We start from the raw sequence: 14,505 nt of genomic DNA on the forward strand, positions 1-14,505 counted from the left end.
GGGGTGACCTCGTTTCCGGTGCAGAAAGCCGGTTTAGCAGCTGAGGGTTAACCCGCATCCGCTCAAACCTACTGGAACCTGCGAGAACAATTCCGTAGACTTCTTCCAGGCTTGAAACTGCGCAGGCCAGGGGGAACCAGCTTGCCAAGCTTCTATCTGCGTTTTGTCGGATCCGATACCCTTCCCAAGTCATTGTCCAAGCGAGAGGTTGAAGAATGCTTTGGCCTGAGCGCGGAGGACATCCACGAGCTTCGCCCGCCCCGCTTCCGGGGTACAGCTCGCCTGGGTGCGGCCGTTCAGTTGGTGATGCTGCGCGCCACTGGCCGACACCCAGACGCCCTCTCGGGCCTGCCACCCGTGCTGCTGCGGCACCTGACATCAACACTGGGCATGAACGCGACGGACATCGCATCCGTGACGTCGCTGTACAAGGACAGGGACACCCGCTTCGAGCATCAGCTTTGGGCGCGGCAACGCGTTGGCTTCGCGGTCGTGGACGACACCACAAAAGCGCTGCTTGCGGATGCCCTGCGCGAGCTTGCCACCACTGCGGTCTCGGTGAACGATCTTGTGCATCAGTCGGAGCACTGGCTTTTCGACCGCCGCCTCGTGCTGCCTGGCGATCGGACCCTCAGGGACATGGCCCGCACGGCATTTGCCGACCAAGAGAATGCGGCGCTCGAAACGATTCGCGCAGGCGTGCCGCGCGAGCATATCCACAGGGCGCTTTTGCACGCGTTCTCAAAACGATCCGGACCGGGCGGGCACACCGTGCTGGAGTGGCTGCGCGCGCCGCCGGGCAAGCATGGCCAGCTCACCTTGAGTGAGGTCACCAAAAAAATCGAGTGCCTGAAGGCATTGCACGTCCACGAGTGGAAGCTGTCGGCGATTGCGCTGAATCGGTTGAAGGCCTACAGCCAGGAGGTGGTCAATCGACCACCGTCAGCAACAAAGAACCTGTCCCCTGAGCAGCGCGAGCTGGAGATGGTCTCATTCCTGCACGTGACTTTGCTGGAACAGACCGACCTGGCTGCGGAGATGGGCGCGCGACGCCTCACAGATCTCTACCGCAAGGCCTCCGGCAAGGTGCTCAAGAAGCAAGCGGACAGCTCCGTCGATTTGCGCGCCGAGCGGGTGAAGCTCAAGGCGGTTCTCTACGACAAGAAGCTGACTGCTGCGCAAATCGTCTCAGCGATGCGCGAGCTGGTGCCGCAAAACGAGCCCGACTTCGCGGGAACGCGTGCTCAATTGGTCCGCGAAGCACTGGTGAAGGAGGAAGCGCCGCGTGTCTCAGCGCTGCTCAACTCACTGGGCATCCTGGAGATCAGAGGCGAGGCGTCGGACAAGGCACTGAGGCAGCTCAAGTTGCTGCGAGATCTGGCCAAACGAGGGGCAACCAGCCTGCCCGAGGGACTTGACGTGGCTTTTGCCGATCCCGGCTGGCATCTGTTGTTGCAGGGTTCGGACCGCAAGCTCGCTCTTGCTGCACTGAAGGTCAGTGCCGCGACGGCACTGCGCAAGGCCATCAAAGGCGGAAAGCTCTGGCTGGCGCACAGCAGCCGACACCGCAGTCGCGCCGATCAACTGATGTCTGAACAGGAATGGACGGACAAGAACAAGTCGCTCATCCGGGCGCTGAGCCTCACTGACGATCCCGACAAGTTCCTGGAGCGGGTGTTGGAGCGCGTCGACGCCGGCCTGGCCCAACTTGTCAAAGCTGTCGAGGAAGGCGCGCTCACCATCGACAACCAGGGCCACATCAGCATCGCACCCATCCAGGCGCTTGAAGTCGAACCCCAGGTCACGAAGACCCGCGAGAGCATGTTCAACATGATCGGCAGCGCGCAGTTCGCCGACATGCTGGTTGAGGTGGATGCCAAAACCCGCTTCAGCCAGGCGCTGCTGGGCCGGATGGCCAAGGACATTGGTGAGCTGAAGGCGGTCTACGGCGCCTTGTACGCGCACGGGACGGAGAACAACGCCAAGGGCGTGTGCGCCATGATCCCCGGCCTGCAAGTCTCACAGATCTCCATGGCCATGCGTGCGCTGGAGGCCACCGGGCGGTTGAGGGAGGCCAACACGCGCATCATCGATTTCCAGCAGAGCATGCCGATTGCGATGCTCTGGGGCCAGGGCGACAAGGCGTCCTCCGATTCAATGACGCTCGATACCTCGCGGCACCTGCACTCGGCGCGCATGGAGTACCGCCGCAAACAGCATGGTGTGGGCATCTATGTGCACATGCTTGACACCTGGGCGCTGTTTCACGACCAGCCCATCGTCATCAACGACCGGCAGGCCGCGCCCGCGGTGCACGGCGTCGAAGCGCACAACTGCACCCGGCGTGAGGATCAGATCCGCCTGTCCCTGCTGGCCGTTGACACCCACGGCTACACCAACGCAGCCATGGCGATCGCCAAGCTGCTGGGCTTCGATCTGTGTGTTCGCTTGCGCCAGTTGTCGGAGCGCAAGATGTTCATGGCATGGGGTGCTGCACCGCCTGAGTCTCTGGAGCGGTTGGTCGTGGGCAAGGTCTCGCTGCGGAAGATCCGTGCCGGTTGGATGGAGTTGCTGCGCCTGATCGCTTCCATTCGTCAGGGACGGCTGACCGCTGCAGAGGCCATCGCCCGTCTTGGCAGCGCGGCCAGGGGTGATCCTGTGCATGCTGCCGCAGACGAGCTGGGAAAGCTTCTGCGCACCGTTTTTCTCTGCGATTACTTCACCATCCCTGAATTCCGACGCGAGATGCACGCACTGCTAAACCGTGGCGAGTCCATCCATCAACTGCAGCGCGCCGTGTACCACGGGCGCGTGGGCGTCTCGCGTGGCCGCCGCGCCGATGAACTGCGCGCCGTCTCGACGTCGCACACCCTGCTGACCAACGTGGTGATCGCCTGGAACACCATGAAGATGCAGGATGTCGTGGACCGCTGGAAGGCGCTCAAGCACCCCATCGAGGACCACTGGATCCGGCGCATCGGGCCGGTGCACTTTGAGCACGTGAACTTCAAGGGCACCATCACCTTCGAGATCGATTCGTACGCCGACGCCCTGATTCAACGCCAGTCCAAGCTGCGCGCGCGGCGGGTTTGATCCAGGTCGCCCGGAATACGGGGAGGTCGAAGCTCGTGTCGCCGGTGTCTAGGGGCACATGTTCGGGAAGGGTGGGTTTTCGGAACCGGCTCTTTTCTCGTGCAATTCACCCGGTTAGCGGTTTCCGTTGTTCAATTAAATCAATGACTTAGAGGACTGCCGCAAAGACAGCCGGCTCGTTTTTCGTGCGATTCACCGGGTTAGGTTTTGGCACTGACGATGGCTTGCTGCCCGAAGGTGGGTCATCACGGAGAAAAAAGATGGGACAAGCCAAGCTCAAGCAGCGCGCGGCCTTTGCGCCAGCCTTGGTCAATGAGTGGGAGGCGGAAGATGGCGTCAACTTCGCGGTGGCGCTCGCACGTGTGACGGGCTGGCTGCTCCATGTGGACTGGTGGGTTCCGTCGCTTGATCCGGACAACAACGTTGCTCTTGAGGATTGCAAACCGCTGCGCGTGTATGTGGCGGACAACGGCACCCGAATTTTTGATGTGCGCGGCAACCGGTCTCTCGGTGACTTCATTCACCGAACGATTCGGCCCATGGCCGTGCGGCACGGCATGGGCGGTGTCCGGACGCGCTACTACGCTGAGAGCGCGCTCGCGACGCTGCCTCTGCGCTACGCACCTGATCCGCCCAAGATCAGCATGGCAGTCAAAGCGATCGAGGCCAACACCGCCTATCTGGCTTCGATCCCCAAAAGACCGGAGCCCTGCATTCCGGCCGCCGAGGCGGCCGAATACACATTCGGCAGGTGTGCGGCGTTTGCGGAAGCGCTGCGAGAGGCGGCAGGCTTGGACCCCGTAGCGCTGCTGGCCATCCGATTCGAGCAGGGCGCGGAAGGGACTGAGCGCGGCTCCGATGGCTATGTCCATAGCTTCGTTCTGCACCCAGACGGGATGGGAGAGGACAGTTGGGGCAAGGCGGATGTCAGGGAGATCGCCCAACGATTCGGAATCGTCGAGTTCCGGCTCGGTCGAGAGGCGCACAGTCGTGTTGTGAACAACCTGCAGCGCAACTCGCCAGAACTCTACGACGCGGCATTCATCAAGGCCAAAGAACTCATCCAGACCTATCGGCAACAGTGAGTTGCCCCCGACCAGTATCTCGTCACCCAGGTTCGGCCGTGACGTCTGACAATCCGCAGGCCCCCAAGAAGCACCGAGACGATGTGCTCAAAACCCTCAATACGCTGCACAGCGTACAGTTGCCACATTGTCTTGAACCAGGCTGGCGGTCCCGTTGCGACGCGTTCCAGATAGGTCCGAATGACATCGACCGCGTGCAAGCCGTGTAGCTTCATCGCGGATTTGTCCAGCCAGGCAGGTTGAACCATCCCAGGCAGCCTGACCGGGCGGAAATGATTCTGCGATGCCCACGAAACACTGCGCTATGACCGGAAAATGTCCAGCAGCCGCCCGTCGTTGTCCGTAAAAGTGATCTCGTCGAACCGTGCCGGCAAGGCCTGGCCACGCTTGCACAGCGCCTGCAGAAGTGTCTGTTCGGATACCGGGGCGATCAGTTGTGCCAGTGTGCCCTCAGGGTTGTGGGTGGTCCAATCACGCGTCGTGAAAGCCACCATCCCTCTTTCAGCCAGGATCGGTGCCTGCTTTTGCTGGTCCACCTGGTAGGGTTCATTCAGGATGAAGTGCAACCCCGTGTCCGGGTCGCGCCACAGACTCTCATGATCCTGATCGGGGTAGCGGCTGCTGAGCATGCGGTGCGGGTCGCCTCGGAAGGCCGCCACGGTCTTGGCCAGTGACACCGGCAAGACCCGCAAGGCGTCGACGAACACCAGTTGCCGCGCGGCCTTGCTCAGGTGGTGGGCGCACGAGAGGAAGGACGCGTAGTCCTCGGGGGAGGCCAGGCGTGTTCGATCTCCACCGACGATGTGAAATCGTCCCAGCGAACCAATGCGACGCCGGACTGGCAAGGGCAAGAAGTTGGGCCAGGGCTCAGACAGCACCACGTTCGCGTGGATGCGGCCCCAGTCGCCACGGCTTCGATCACCCCACGAAGCGGTGAGCGTGACCGCGTGGTCGGAACTCGCCCGATCGCGCGAGCGCCACGCGCGCTCGACGACCTTGTACGAGGGCAAGCCGTGGGCGGTTGCAGCCAGGTTCAGTGCCGCACCTTGGCTCAACTGTGGGTCGCGTTGACGGATTTTCCTCGCCTCGTTCTTGAGGCGCTTGGGGGACGGGATATTGTTGCCCGCGGTGGGCATATGGGATGCGTGCATGGTCTTCCTATTGCCAGACCGTCATCCGCTACCGATCCATGGCGACAGGGGTCCATGGGGCAAGTGTGTTTGTCGACGCTGCAGCGCGAAGGGCTGCCTTCCAGGGCGGATGGGGGTGCTGCGTCCAAAGCGGTGGCAGTATGGCAGGTCGCTCTGCGATGTGCAATCCCTCGGCCTATAGGGTGACTGTAGATCGCGGGGAGAATTGAAGCACTGTTCCGATGTGACTCAATACTCAACGAGCCTCGCCATCGTGCCGTGCCACCGACGGCCTGTTGACGACATCCGGGTGATTGATTTCGAAGGGCGCCTTGCTTGCGCACGTCTTCCCCGCGGCGTTGACGCGTTTGGCGGGTTGGCCGTGATGCCTGAAAGACTTGCTGGTTCGTACTGGACGCCTTGACTTTTAACGGGCTTGTTTCGCTGGCTTTGCGCTCACCGTCACTGCGCCGGATTCGCTCGATGTGGCCGTCAGTCGCTCCAGCAGGCTGGCGACGACCTGCTCTTGCGCCGCGACGGATGACCTGGCCGTGGCCAGCGCCAGTTCCAGCTGCTGCTTTTCAGAAAGCAGTTCATCGACCTTGGCCTGCAACTGCGCGTTCGAGGTGCCGAGCTGCTGAACGGCCGCATCCTGCTCGACCAGGCGCCGGCCCAACTCCTCGGTGCGCCTTTGTGCAAACCCCAATTCCTCCTTGCGCGGCCGCAGACCCCGCAGCTCTTCCTGGGCCTGGTGCAGATCGCCTTGGGCGCGCGACAAATCACCCAGCAGGCGTGCGTTGTCCTGCAGGGCGTGCACGGCCTCCTGCTGTTTGGTGGCCAAGGTCTCGCGCACGCTGCGCAACTCGGCCTGCAGGTACTGCACCTGCTGCTCGTGCTTGCGCTGGTCCTGGTCGCGCTGCTCCTTGGTGGATTGCCGGAAATGCTCCAGCGCCTGGCGCGCATGCTGGTGCTTTTCTTCCAGGGATTGGCGGTGGCGCTCTTCGGCCGCGATGCGCTCCTGCAGGTCGACCACCTGCTGGGCGAGCTGCGTGTTTTCCAGGGTCTTGCTGCGCAACGTTTCACTGGTTTTACTGTGAGCGGTTTTTTCTTCAGCCACGGTGCGCTGGGTTTGCTCCAATTGTTGGCGGGTGGAATGCGCTTCGGTTTTCAGGGCCGCCGCGGCTTGTTGATGTGCGGCGAGCTGCTCGGCGTGCCTGGCTTGCATCGCGGTGACCCGCTTTTCCGCCTCCTCGTTGACCCGGGCGGCCAAGCGGCCCACCAGGTCCTGGATCGCCTCGCTGACGGCCACGCGGCTGCCGGTGGCCCCGCCTTCCTCTTCCTCAATCTCCTTCAGGTAGCGATGGATCGTGCTCTTGGAGCCGGTGCCCAGCTCTTCACGCACCGCATCGATGGACGGATGGCGCCCGGTGGCCCGCAATTTATCGCGTGCGCGCAGCACTTCAGACTTGTAGATTCCGGCTCGGGCCATGGCTCACCTCTTTATTTCGTACCTTAGTATGTACCATGATATTACATACTATTTAAGAGGAAAAGAAATTGCATTTCTCGATAAAATTAACATTGGGTAATGGGAGATTATCCAATGTGATGACGTTTCAAGCGGTCTTATCCCCGGCTTGCGTACGGCAGACTCCACCGGTGCCATCAGATAGTTCGAAAGACCGGGTTCGACTTTCATGGTGTCCAATGGGGTGACTTGACCTTCACCAAGGCAACCGATCGCGTTGGCCAGACCACAGGAATGATGAGTTGCGTTCCCTCACCGACCTACAACGCTGGTGTTCGCCACATCCTGACCCTCGACCCCGAGGTCGGGCGCGCATTCGCAGCGTTTCTCTGCGCAGCCTTTCGAAATGCCAGCTCGCTGGAACCTGCCCATGAGGATCTGCGCGCAGCCTCGGGGTCCAGTCTCACAGGCACTCACGGCATGTCCAACACTCGTGGACAGGCACTGTGCGATACGGACCACGAGCCGCTGATGGCGCGCTTCAATGCGGCCACCACACTCGAGCTGCCTGCATGACGCTGGACGTGGTTTGCCTGTGTGCCGAATGGTGCGGCACCTGCCGCGACTACCTTCCCGAGTTTGAAAAGCTCAGCGGTTCGCGCCTCGACTGGCGCACGCATTGGGTCGACGTGGAGGACTTCGATGCCGCGCTGGACGAAGTTGACATCACGACCTTTCCCATGATCCTGATCGTGGATGCCGCCGGAACGCTGTGTTTTGCCGGGCCGCTCACGCCCCAGCCGGGCATGCTGCAGCGCCTGTGCCAAGCCGCGCAGAAGGGTTCACTTCAGGCCACCGACGCCGAGGCCGCGACCTGGCAGCCAATGCTGCACTCCCTGCGACTTCGAGACGATTAGTCGCCAATTCTCAGGAATCGTTGACCAGACGTATCGTCTGCCAATGGACGCCCTGGCCTCACCCAGCTCCGACAACGACACCTGATCCGCAACGGATCGGTTCAGGTGCCCGGCGTGAGGCGGAGGCGGTTCGATTTGACGCAACCTGCACGGATGTACTTGCCCCGCCCGGATCAGCACCCGCTGGTGGTCGCAGCAGCAGCGCTCGCCGGTGAGCGCGCGAGGTGAGCCAAGTTCAAACGGCACGGCCGGTCATGTTCACAGGCAGAATCAAGCCATGCGCCTACTGCCTGGAATCGACCACATCACACGCCTGCCTGAATTCAACGTGATCGTGTTTGCATTGCTGCTCAACTATCCTTGGGAATTCTTGCAAGTTCCGTTGTTCGCAGACATGCCCCAGGCTGCACACTGGGACGCGATCAGGACTTGCACGAGAGCGACACTGGGAGACGCCGTGATCATGCTCATCGCCTATTGGACCGTTGGCTTGGTTGCTCGCAACCGGAGCTGGGTGCTGGCGCCAAGCACGGCACGCATCCTGATGTTTGCTGCAACGGGTGTCGTGATCACGATAGCCATCGAAAGGCTGGCTGTTGCGGGAATATGGCTCGGCGGTTGGCGCTACTCATCGTTGATGCCGGTGGTCCCCGGTATCGGAGTCGGTTTGTCACCTCTGCTTCAGTGGGTGGTGCTGCCCCCACTTGTGATCTGGTTTTCACGCCGGCAGATCCTTGGCTCAAGCCGGTAAGCGACTGTCCAACGGCCCTTGTGCAGGATTTTTTTACGGGCACATGCCCGCGATGCCCCGACGCATGACCGAAACAAGCGGAAAGCGACAACCATCGGTTGCGCGACCGCTCGCGCGCCGCCAGTCCACGGCCTCGGGGGATCAATGTCAACGCAATGTCATCTGGCTTGTACTTTGCTTGTGACTGCAGAAACCGATTGGGTCTCTCGTTCTTGCGGGATGGGGCAATCGGGCCGATGACTGCTGTCGCAGCATTCGACCACGTACTCCAGCTTCTCGAAGCAGCTCGGGAACAGGGAAGATTCGAAACCACTCTTGACGCGTTGCTGTCGCAGGCCGTCATCGATCTGAAGGCGATCGGAGTTCGATCCACCCCGACCTTCTTCGTCAATGTGAAACCACTCGCTTCGACCGACCCGGACCAGCTCGACGAGATGGTCAAACACGAGGTGGCGCAGTTTCTAAAGTAGCGATGGCTCTGGGCGCTACCGGTCCTGTCCGACGTCTCGTTCATCTGGCGCTAAACCCAGGACCAATGAGGGTCGTCGCTTTGAGCCTCAGTTTCTATGTCCTTTGTTCAACAGGGAACTCAGACGCGCGACTTCGTTGCCCACCGTCGTGATACTTTTCCCATCGGCCGTCTGGACGACTTCACCCTTGCTGAGGTGAATCACACCACCGAACTTGCCTTCTTTTGCCATCAGTCCGTCCTTGAAGACATAGAGCTTCTCGCCGCCCTGCAGCGAAATGACCTGCTTGGCCTCGGACTGGGCGGCGTCCATCGCGAAAGCGGGCGCCATGGCGGCGATGGAGAGGACGAGAATGCTGAGCTTGCGAATCATGGGGGTCTCCTTTGAGAACAAATCACACTGTTCGACTGAATCAATGTGGTACAGCGTACGAAACCAATGTATCGAGGCCCCCATGACCGGCAACTTGCGAATGCATTACATCTTGGTCAGCGCAAAGTCAGGTTGTCTTGCAGCAACTCAATTGACCGCCCTCTTGGATCGGCGGACAGGGCACCGTTCCGTAGGAGCAGTAAACGCAGCAGTCGCCGGCCTTGGGACGAAGGACTGCGTGGCATTTCTCGCACTCATAAGACCACTGGCAAGCGTCGGTGGGCATGGTTTCGGCTTTGCTGTGCCTACATTCAGGACAGGTCAACACCGAAGTGAGTATCACCTCGGTCAAGGCCTGACTCCCGTGACGGTGGACGGGAAGCCGGCGTCTTTGGTCGCCCGGGTCAGGGCTTCCAATGAAACCTGGGTATCGTCGTAAACCACCGTGGTCTCCCGCCTGCCCAGGTTGGACTTCACGTCGACCACGCCACCCAACTTCGTCAGCGCCTTCTTGACCGTGATCGGGCAGGTGGCGCAGGTCATGCCAGGGACGGAGAGCGTGGCGGTTTGCTGCGCTGCCCACGCCAGCGGACTGAGCACAAATCCGACCGCGATCAAGATGTGTTTCACAGGCAAGCCTTTCATCAATAGAACCAGTGGGCGATCCGTGGGAATCCCATCGCGGCGACGAGCAGCAGCACCACGACACCGAAGAGCAGTTTGTATGCGCGGTTGACGCCGGGTATCGCACACACCTGGCCAGGTTCGCATGCAGCCGCTGGCCTCCAGATCTTTCGAGCGGCAAAGAACAGCGCCACCACCGATGCCCCGATGAACAGAGGCTGATAGGGCTCCAATGCCGTCAGATGGCTGATCCATGCGCCCGAGATGCCCACCATGATCAATACCAGTGGGCCGAGGCAACAGGCCGATGCCAACAGAGCGGCAAGACCGCCTGCCAGCAGGGCTTTGCCGCCGGACCCGGTTGCGGGATCGAGGGTGGTGGGATGAGATGGCATGGGGTAAGCTTAATTCCGTACCCAAGTACGGAGTCAAGCGGCATGATCAATCCCCACACACCCGCCGAGACCGGCATGACGATTGGCGGCCTGGCCAAGGCTGCGGATGTCCATGTCGAGACGATCCGGTTCTATCAGCGCAAGGGATTGCTGCCCGAGCCGCAGCGCCCATCGGGAGGGATTCGGCGCTATGCGCAAGCCGATCGATCTCGACTCCATTTCATCAAGACAGCGCAACGCCTGGGATTCAGTCTGGACGAGATTGCCGAGCTGCTTCAGCTCGACGACGGCGCCAGTTGTGCCCAGGCCCGAACCAGAGCGCAGGCCAAGCTCGCGGATGTGAAGACCAGGCTGGCAGACCTGCGCCGAATGGAAGGTGCGCTGGAGGGATTGATTCGCCTGTGCGGCGCTTCTAGAGGCAAGGTGCGATGCCCGCTGATCGCGGCCTTGATGGACGATGCTTCGTAGAGTACCGGAGCCGGCGTTTGCGCTTGAGACTGCAGCGTTGTCTCTTTTTCAGCCACCAAGCCGGACACGCAAAAAGAAAGGGCTCGGTTGAAACAACCGAGCCCTTCATGAGAGACGTCCCAGTGGGTCAGCCAGTCAACTCATTTGCCGGGTTGAATGTCGGTGACGACCATCTTGCCGGCGTCCTGAATGACGATGAACTGGATTTTCTGGCCCGCCTGGACCTTGTCCAGCATGGCCATGTCCTTGACATTGAACACCATGGACATCGGGGGCATGTCCATGTGCTTGATCTCGCTGTGCTTGATCGTGATCTTGCCGTTTTCCTTGTCGATCTTGCGGATTTCACCGTCGGTCATTCCCGGTGTGACCGCCGTGCTCGTCTTGCCGTGGTCCATGGTCGTTTGTGCCATCGACGGCAAGGACAGAGACAGCGCGACAGCTGCGAGAAGTTGCGCCACTGTTTGGATGAATTTTTTCATGAGGTCATTCCTTAATCAAGATTTCGTACAGGGCCTATTTGGCAACGACCTTGATCTTGCCAACCATGCCTGCTTCGTAGTGGCCAGGCAGCAGGCAGGCGAAGTCAAACTCGCCGACCTTGTTGAAGTTCCAGACGATCTCGCCCTTTTTGCCTGCACCAACGTGTGCCATGTAGGGCTCGTCGTGTTCCATGGTGGGAAACTTCTTCATCAGCGCAGCGTGCTCATCGAGTTCTTTCTTGGTGCCAAGGACGAACTCGTGCATCACCTTGCCGTTGTTGAGGTGCACAAACTTGATCGTTTCGCCTTGTTTGACCTCCACGAGGTCGGGCGTGAAGCGCATGTTGTCCGTCATGCGGATCTCCACCGTGCGATTGACGGCATTCGGCAAGCCGCCGATGCCCCATTCCTTTTGCTCCATTTTCATGAGTGCAGCTCCTTTGGCGTGTTTTTCATCGCCATGGGCGAAGGAGGCGGTTGAGGCGGCAAGAAGTGCGGACATGATCAGGGTCTTTGTGATTTGCATTTGAAGGTTCCTATCAAGTGGTCAGGGTTGATGTGATGGGGGACGTGAATCGCGAGATCAGTGCTTCATTGATGTGCCGCTGGGTTTGACCACTGTCGCCTTGGCAGGCGCTGTGTCTGCACTGGCCTTGGGCCTGACTGCTGGCAGGGGTGCACCGGTCCATTCCTGCGCAACGGTGCCCTCGGGGAATTTGTAGGGCCCCGGGTCCTTGTAGTCGCCCGGCTTCTGCTCCTTGCGCACCTTGAACACGGTGAACATGCCACCCATTTCGATTGGGCCAAATTGCCCGGTGCCTGTCATCATGGGTGCGGTGTTGTCGGGAATGGGCATCTGCATTTCGCCCATGTCGGCCATGCCGCGCTCGCCCATCAGCATGTAGTCGGGCACCACCTTCTGGATCTTGTTGACCAGACCGCGATGGTCCACGCCAATCATGGTGGGCACGTCGTGCCCCATGGCGTTCATGGTGTGGTGGCTCTTGTGGCAGTGCATCGCCCAGTCGCCTTCCTCGTCGGCGATCAGCTCGATCTGGCGCATCTGTCCTACGGCCACGTCGGTGGTCACTTCGTACCAGCGCGTGCTCGGTGGCGTCGGGCCACCGTCGGTGCCGGTCACCAGAAATTCATGCCCGTGCAGGTGAATCGGGTGGTTGGTCATCGTCAGGTTGCCCACACGAATCCGGACGCGATCATTGAGCCGCACGTTGAGCGTGTCGATTGCCGGGAACACCCGGCTATTCATGCACCAGATGTTGAAGTCGGTCATCGTTGCGGTTTTGGGCGTTTTGCTGCCAGGCTCCACGTCAAACGCATTGAGGAGGAAGCAGAAGTCGCGGTCTACCTCGCTGATGAGAGGGTGCTTGGCCTTGGGGTGGGTGACCCACATGCCCATCATGCCCATGGCCATCTGGACCATTTCGTCCGCGTGGGGGTGGTACATGAAGGTGCCCGGGCGGCGCGCTTCAAATTCGTACACAAAGGTCTTGCCCACAGGGATGGCGGGCTGGTTGAGGCCGCCCACACCGTCCATGCCGTTGGGCAGGCGCTGGCCATGCCAGTGTATGGTGGTGTGCTCGGGAAGCTTGTTGGTGACGAAGATGCGCACGCGATCGCCCTCGACCACTTCAATGGTCGGGCCTGGGCTCTGGCCGTTGTAGCCCCACATGTTGACCTTGAAACCCGGCGAGACTTCGCGCACCACCGGCTCGGCCACCAGGTGAAATTCCTTGACGCCGTTGTTCATCTTCCAGGGCAAGGTCCATCCGTTGAGCGTCACCACCGGGTTGTAGGGGCGGCCGGTAGTCGGCACCAAGGGAGGCGCTGTGTCCACGGATGTTTGATAGACGGGTTCGGGCAAAGCAGCCATGGCAGACCGCGCGACTGCCAGCCCGGCCACCGAAGCTGCAGCACCAGCGAAAAAATGACGACGTGAATTGAGCAGACTCATGCTTTTTATCTTTCAATGCGTTCAATGCGTTCAGTGGCCGGCGGCAGCGGGCTCACCGCCGCCACCACCACCCAGGGAGACAAAACTGTCAGGGGCGCCACCTTGAAGAACCCACTGCAGATCGGTCTCTGCGATCAAGAAGTCGCGTTGCGCTTCGATGGCGCTGGCAACCGCTTGGGACTGGCTGGAGACCTCACCCAGCAGGTCCCACACGCTCTTGAGCATGCCGTTGTAGTGGAGAACGGTTTCTTCGGTGATGAACTCGCGAACCTTCAGCACCTCCTCACGCGCACTCACGGCCAGGGCGTGGCTGGAAAGGTAGGCCTGGCGGGCGAGGCGGGCATTGGCGCCATTGCGCATGCCTTCGGCTCGCAGCAGTTGTGCAGCGATGGCCGCAGCGCGCCCATCCAGCACCTGTGGCGACAGGGCCTGAGCCGGCAAGTCGGGCAAACGATCCGGCAGGGAAACAGCGGAATGCACGCCGGTGAGGCGCAACGTCTTGATGAGCGAAGCCTCCGCCAGCGTGGCGGCGTACTGCGCCCGTCGCACGTTCATCTGCGCGGAGGACTGGGCCAGCTGTACCTGGGTCTGCTGGAGCTTGCTCCAGTTGCCCACGCTCACCATGCGTCGACCTAGTTCGTTGCCGGCCTCGGCGGCGTCCAGCGCATCGCGGTGCTGTTTGAGCACTTGGCGAGCCGCCACTGCCTGATACCACGCCTTGCGACCTTGCGCGGCGACTTCCAGCAGCTCGTCCAGATCGTCTACCTTGCGCTGCAGAACCGGATCCAGCTCGCCCCACTGGCCTTTCGCGATCAGATCGACGTTGGCTGCACCGATCCGGTTCATGGGCTTGACCAGTTCACGGTGCGCCAGCCAGGCTTGGCGAACAGAGTCCTCAGCCGTCATCAGGCTTAGACTGGCGCCTGCCTGCTCTTGGCTTGGCGCAGCGGGAGCGTTCTCTTTCTCCCATTTGAGGATGTCGGCATGGCCGCGTTTGAATTGCCCCACGGCGTCGTTGGCTTCTCGCCAATTTTTCTCGGCAGGGGCTGATGCGATCTGGGCGGACACGACCATGGGGAGTGCCAATACGCCCACGACGATGGCCCGCAATGCAGAGGAAGGGTAACGTCGATGAATCACTGATTTGCTCCTGTTCAACTGTTTCAAGCTGGGGGCAGTGTGCAAAAGGCCACCCGTCACCAACCTGTCGGTTTCATTACAAAGTTGTCAGGTTCGGTTGCGGGGGGCCGCAGGCAGTGAAAATCGCCGTAGGAGTGA

Annotated in this window: 17 protein-coding genes; 7 read left to right on the plus strand and 10 right to left on the minus strand. The window is 60.9% G+C overall.

Translation table 11 applies throughout. The features are described 5' to 3' along the window. Window positions 1–141 precede the first annotated feature (141 nt). Window positions 142–3,093 (plus strand): Tn3 family transposase, encoded by a 2,952-nt coding sequence (locus K5880_RS09530; RefSeq protein WP_297651117.1) that lies wholly within the window; start codon window positions 142–144, stop codon window positions 3,091–3,093. 260 nt (window positions 3,094–3,353) lie between these two features. Further along, window positions 3,354–4,178 (plus strand): hypothetical protein, encoded by an 825-nt coding sequence (locus K5880_RS09535; RefSeq protein ID WP_297651119.1) that lies wholly within the window; start codon window positions 3,354–3,356, stop codon window positions 4,176–4,178. Between the two features lie 302 nt (window positions 4,179–4,480). On the opposite strand, the gene K5880_RS09540 is transcribed toward K5880_RS09535, so the two are convergent. Both K5880_RS09540 and K5880_RS09545 read right to left on the minus strand, forming a co-directional pair. Further along, window positions 4,481–5,314, minus strand: a complete 834-nt coding sequence (locus K5880_RS09540; protein ID WP_297651121.1) for a hypothetical protein — start codon at window positions 5,312–5,314, stop codon at window positions 4,481–4,483. A gap of 421 nt (window positions 5,315–5,735) precedes the next feature. Then, window positions 5,736–6,797, minus strand: coding sequence for a DNA-binding protein (locus K5880_RS09545; RefSeq protein WP_297651123.1), 1,062 nt, complete (start codon window positions 6,795–6,797; stop codon window positions 5,736–5,738). Between the two features lie 228 nt (window positions 6,798–7,025). Between K5880_RS09545 and K5880_RS09550 the strand changes: the two genes are divergently transcribed. The 4 genes from K5880_RS09550 to K5880_RS09565 all read left to right on the plus strand — a co-directional run bounded on the left by K5880_RS09550 (window position 7,026) and on the right by K5880_RS09565 (window position 8,914). Beyond that, window positions 7,026–7,352 carry a hypothetical protein gene (locus K5880_RS09550; RefSeq protein ID WP_297651125.1) on the plus strand — a complete coding sequence of 109 codons (327 nt, stop codon included), beginning with the start codon at window positions 7,026–7,028 and terminating at the stop codon, window positions 7,350–7,352. Further along, window positions 7,349–7,693, plus strand: a complete 345-nt coding sequence (locus tag K5880_RS09555) for a thioredoxin family protein (protein ID WP_297651127.1) — start codon at window positions 7,349–7,351, stop codon at window positions 7,691–7,693. Before K5880_RS09550 ends, K5880_RS09555 begins: the two co-directional genes overlap by 4 nt. Before the next feature lie 277 nt (window positions 7,694–7,970). Beyond that, window positions 7,971–8,444, plus strand: a complete 474-nt coding sequence (locus K5880_RS09560) for a hypothetical protein (protein ID WP_297651129.1) — start codon at window positions 7,971–7,973, stop codon at window positions 8,442–8,444. Window positions 8,445–8,680: 236 nt separating this feature from the next. Further along, window positions 8,681–8,914, plus strand: coding sequence for a DsbA family protein (locus K5880_RS09565; RefSeq protein ID WP_297651131.1), 234 nt, complete (start codon window positions 8,681–8,683; stop codon window positions 8,912–8,914). A gap of 87 nt (window positions 8,915–9,001) precedes the next feature. Here the strand turns inward: K5880_RS09565 and K5880_RS09570 are convergent, their stop codons facing one another. From K5880_RS09570 to merT, 4 genes are all read right to left on the minus strand, one after another. After that, entirely contained in the window at window positions 9,002–9,286 is a 285-nt protein-coding gene (locus K5880_RS09570) for a CopK family periplasmic copper-binding protein (protein ID WP_297651133.1), read from the minus strand. Between the two features lie 127 nt (window positions 9,287–9,413). Beyond that, window positions 9,414–9,638, minus strand: coding sequence for a GDCCVxC domain-containing (seleno)protein (locus K5880_RS09575; protein WP_297651135.1), 225 nt, complete (start codon window positions 9,636–9,638; stop codon window positions 9,414–9,416). Continuing rightward, window positions 9,635–9,931 (minus strand): mercury resistance system periplasmic binding protein MerP, encoded by a 297-nt coding sequence (gene merP / locus K5880_RS09580; protein WP_297651137.1) that lies wholly within the window; start codon window positions 9,929–9,931, stop codon window positions 9,635–9,637. Before merP ends, K5880_RS09575 begins: the two co-directional genes overlap by 4 nt. Then, window positions 9,931–10,305, minus strand: coding sequence for a mercuric ion transporter MerT (gene merT / locus K5880_RS09585; RefSeq protein WP_297651139.1), 375 nt, complete (start codon window positions 10,303–10,305; stop codon window positions 9,931–9,933). Before merT ends, merP begins: the two co-directional genes overlap by 1 nt. Window positions 10,306–10,347: 42 nt before the next feature. On the opposite strand from merT, the gene merR reads away from it, so the two are divergent. After that, the gene (gene merR / locus K5880_RS09590; protein WP_297651140.1) at window positions 10,348–10,773 is read left to right on the plus strand and encodes an Hg(II)-responsive transcriptional regulator; all 426 of its coding nucleotides are present in this window, start codon (window positions 10,348–10,350) and stop codon (window positions 10,771–10,773) included. A gap of 140 nt (window positions 10,774–10,913) precedes the next feature. Here the strand turns inward: merR and K5880_RS09595 are convergent, their stop codons facing one another. Genes K5880_RS09595 through K5880_RS09610 form a run of 4 tightly spaced genes read right to left on the minus strand, consistent with a single transcriptional unit; the run spans window position 10,914 to window position 14,394 of the window. Continuing rightward, window positions 10,914–11,255, minus strand: a complete 342-nt coding sequence (locus K5880_RS09595; RefSeq protein WP_297651142.1) for a copper-binding protein — start codon at window positions 11,253–11,255, stop codon at window positions 10,914–10,916. A 34-nt stretch (window positions 11,256–11,289) separates the two neighbouring features. After that, on the minus strand, window positions 11,290–11,781 hold the full coding sequence (locus K5880_RS09600; protein ID WP_297651144.1) for a cupredoxin family protein: 492 nt from the start codon (window positions 11,779–11,781) through the stop codon (window positions 11,290–11,292). Window positions 11,782–11,838: 57 nt separating this feature from the next. Then, window positions 11,839–13,227, minus strand: a complete 1,389-nt coding sequence (locus tag K5880_RS09605) for a copper oxidase (RefSeq protein ID WP_297651146.1) — start codon at window positions 13,225–13,227, stop codon at window positions 11,839–11,841. A 30-nt stretch (window positions 13,228–13,257) separates the two neighbouring features. Then, complete coding sequence (locus K5880_RS09610) at window positions 13,258–14,394, minus strand: hypothetical protein (protein WP_297651148.1); 1,137 nt, start codon at window positions 14,392–14,394, stop codon at window positions 13,258–13,260. Window positions 14,395–14,505 lie beyond the last annotated feature (111 nt).

It is taken from the genome of Hydrogenophaga sp. (assembly GCF_025699295.1).
Lineage (GTDB): Bacteria > Pseudomonadota > Gammaproteobacteria > Burkholderiales > Burkholderiaceae_C > Hydrogenophaga.